Here is a 2,641-nt window from a genome sequence, read left to right as displayed (position 1 = left end):
TTCTGCTTCTTCATCGTCTCGATCTGCATGGGCGTCGAGGGCTCGGCGAAGGACTCCATGTTCTTGATCTTCTGGTCCAGGTCGTTGTGCTTGTCGAACAGCCGCAGGAAGTGCGGGTCGCTGGCCTTGAGCCGGGTGATCAGGTCGCGGTATTCGGGAAACATGAGCGCACAGCCTCCTTCGATGGCGCGGCCGGGCCCATCCCGGCCGCCACCCCACTGTAGCGCCCCCCGGGCGCCGGACCTCACGGCCCGGCCCTTCACTCGATGGTGGCGCCCGAGGCCTTCACGATGTCCTTCCACTTCAGGTAGTCGGCGGCGAGCAGGTCGGCGAACTGCGCCGGCGTCATGGCCTGGAACTCGGCGCCCTGCGCGTGGATGGCGGCCTGCACGTCGGCGCGGGCCAGCAGCTTGTTGACCTCGGCGTTGAGCCGGGTCACCACCTCCTTCGGCGTGCCGGCGGGCGCGAACAGGCCGTACCAGGTGCTGACGTCGAAGTCCTTTCCGTAGCCCAGCTCGGCCACCGTCGGCACGTCGGGCAGCGAGGTGCTGCGCCGCGCGGAGGTGACGGCCAGCGGGCGCAGCTTGCCGGCCTTGAGCTGCCCGATGGCCGAGGGCAGCGAGGACACCATCAGGTCCACGTTGCCGGCCAGCACGTCCATCATGGCCGCGTTGCTGCCCTTGTAGGGCACGTGGCGGATCTGCACCTGCGCGGCGCTCTTGAAGATCTCGCCGGCCAGGTGGATGGTGGTGCCGTTGCCCGGCGAGCCGAAGGTGACGGCATCCGGCGCCTTGCGCGCGGCCTCGACCACGTCCTTGAGCGACTGGAACTTCGACTCGGTGCGGGTGACGATGACCACCGGCGTGTAGGCCACGTGGGCCACGGCGGCGAAGTCCTTGACCGGGTCGTAGCTGAGCTTCTTGTACAGCCACGGGGCGACGACCATGTTGTCCTTCTGCCCCATGACGATGTCGTAGCCCGTGGGCTGGGCGCGCGCCGCCTCGGCGATGCCGATGGTGCCGCCGGCGCCGCCGCGGTTGTCGGGCACCACCGTCCAGCGCGTCACCTCGGTGAGCTGGGTGGCGATCAGGCGCGAGAGGATGTCGGTGCCGCCGCCGGGCGGGAAGGGCACGATCAGGCGGATGGGCTTGGCAGGCCAGGCGGCCTGCGCGAGGGCGGGGCCGGCGGCGGCGCCCAGGGCCAGGGCCGGCAGGGCGCGCAGCAGGGCGCGGCGTGGGATGTCGTTGTGCATGGGGTCCTCGTGTGTCTCTGTCTCCGCAGGGGGCGCGGGCGGTGGGCGGGCCGTCGTCGCGGCGCCGGGGGCGCCAGTGTGCCCAAGCGGCCGCGCGCAGGGTTTTCCGGCTCGCGAGGGGTGGCTTGCCGAGGGCAGAAGGCCGGCCCGCCGCTGGCCGAAGGTCGCTACTTTTTTTCAATAGCGAACAAGCGCCATCCTCATTGAACGCAAGCCCGTTTTCCTCACCCATCGTACGCACTATTCCGTAGCGTCCGGTCAGCCACGGGTCAGCCTCGCCGCACGACCCTCGCCGCCTCGACAACCAAGGTGGAGACTTATGGCGATCAAGAGCCAGGCTGACTTTTTCTCGGGTGTGATGTTCATGGTGATCGGCGGCGTGTTCGCCATCGGCTCGACGAACTACACCATCGGCGACGGGGCCCGCATGGGGCCCGGCTACTTCCCGCTGATGCTCGGCATCCTGCTGGCGCTGCTGGGCGCGGCGATCGTGTTCCGGTCGCTGGTGGTGGAAACGCCCGACGGCGGCCGGATCGCCCGCTGGGCCTGGAAGCCGCTCGGCTTCGTGCTCGGCGCCAACCTGCTGTTCGGCGTGCTGCTGGGCGGGCTGCCCAGCATCGGGCTGCCGGCGATGGGAATGATCATCGCCATCTTCGCGCTGACCATCGTCGCGAGCATGGCGGGCAGCCAGTTCCGGCTGCGCGACTCGGTGCTGCTGGCGGTGGTGCTGGCGGTGGGCAGCTACGTGGCCTTCATCCTGCTGCTGAAGCTGCAGATCCAGGTCTGGCCGACCTTCATTTCCGGCTGAAGAAGAAAGCGGACCATGGATTTCCATCTCTTCCAGAACCTCGCCACGGGCTTCGGCGTCGCCGTCTCGTGGGTCAACCTGCTGTATTGCCTGATCGGCTGCATCCTGGGCACGCTGATCGGCGTGCTGCCCGGCATCGGCCCGGTGGCCACCATCGCCATGCTGCTGCCGGCCACCTACGCGCTGCCGCCGGTGTCGGCCCTGATCATGCTCGCCGGCATCTACTACGGCGCGCAGTACGGCGGCTCCACCACCGCCATCCTGGTCAACCTGCCGGGCGAGTCGTCCTCGGTGGTGACCTGCATCGACGGCTACCAGATGGCCAGGCAGGGCCGGGCCGGGCCGGCGCTGGCCGCGGCGGGCCTGGGCTCCTTCTTCGCCGGCTGCGTGGGCACCATCATCCTGGCCGCCTTCGCGCCGCCGCTGACCGAGCTGGCCTTCAAGTTCGGCCCCGCCGAATACTTCAGCCTGATGGTGCTGGGCCTGATCGGCGCCGTGGTGCTGGCCTCCGGCTCGCTGCTCAAGGCGATCGCGATGGTGGTGCTGGGCCTGCTGCTGGGCCTGGTGGGCACCGACGTCAA

Annotated in this window: 4 protein-coding genes; 2 read left to right on the top strand and 2 right to left on the bottom strand. The window is 69.3% G+C overall.

Annotation, left to right across the window (positions count from 1 at the left end):
- Both ACIY1X_RS25905 and ACIY1X_RS25900 read right to left on the bottom strand, forming a co-directional pair.
- Positions 1–164: YdcH family protein (locus tag ACIY1X_RS25905; RefSeq protein ID WP_399686416.1), on the bottom strand; the 164-nt coding region annotated here is incomplete at its 3' end.
- Positions 165–259: 95 nt separating this feature from the next.
- Positions 260–1,252, bottom strand: a complete 993-nt coding sequence (locus ACIY1X_RS25900) for a tripartite tricarboxylate transporter substrate binding protein (protein WP_038211267.1) — start codon at positions 1,250–1,252, stop codon at positions 260–262.
- A gap of 319 nt (positions 1,253–1,571) precedes the next feature.
- Between ACIY1X_RS25900 and ACIY1X_RS25895 the strand changes: the two genes are divergently transcribed.
- A complete protein-coding gene (locus tag ACIY1X_RS25895) occupies positions 1,572–2,060 on the top strand; it encodes a tripartite tricarboxylate transporter TctB family protein (RefSeq protein ID WP_399686413.1) in 489 nt (162 codons plus the stop codon).
- Positions 2,061–2,075: 15 nt separating this feature from the next.
- A partial coding sequence (locus ACIY1X_RS25890; protein WP_399686411.1) for a tripartite tricarboxylate transporter permease occupies positions 2,076–2,641 on the top strand: 566 nt, incomplete at its 3' end.

Source organism: Xenophilus sp., assembly GCF_044462705.1.
GTDB lineage: Bacteria > Pseudomonadota > Gammaproteobacteria > Burkholderiales > Burkholderiaceae_C > Xenophilus > Xenophilus azovorans.
This window is presented reverse-complemented; position numbering and strand designations above follow the sequence as displayed.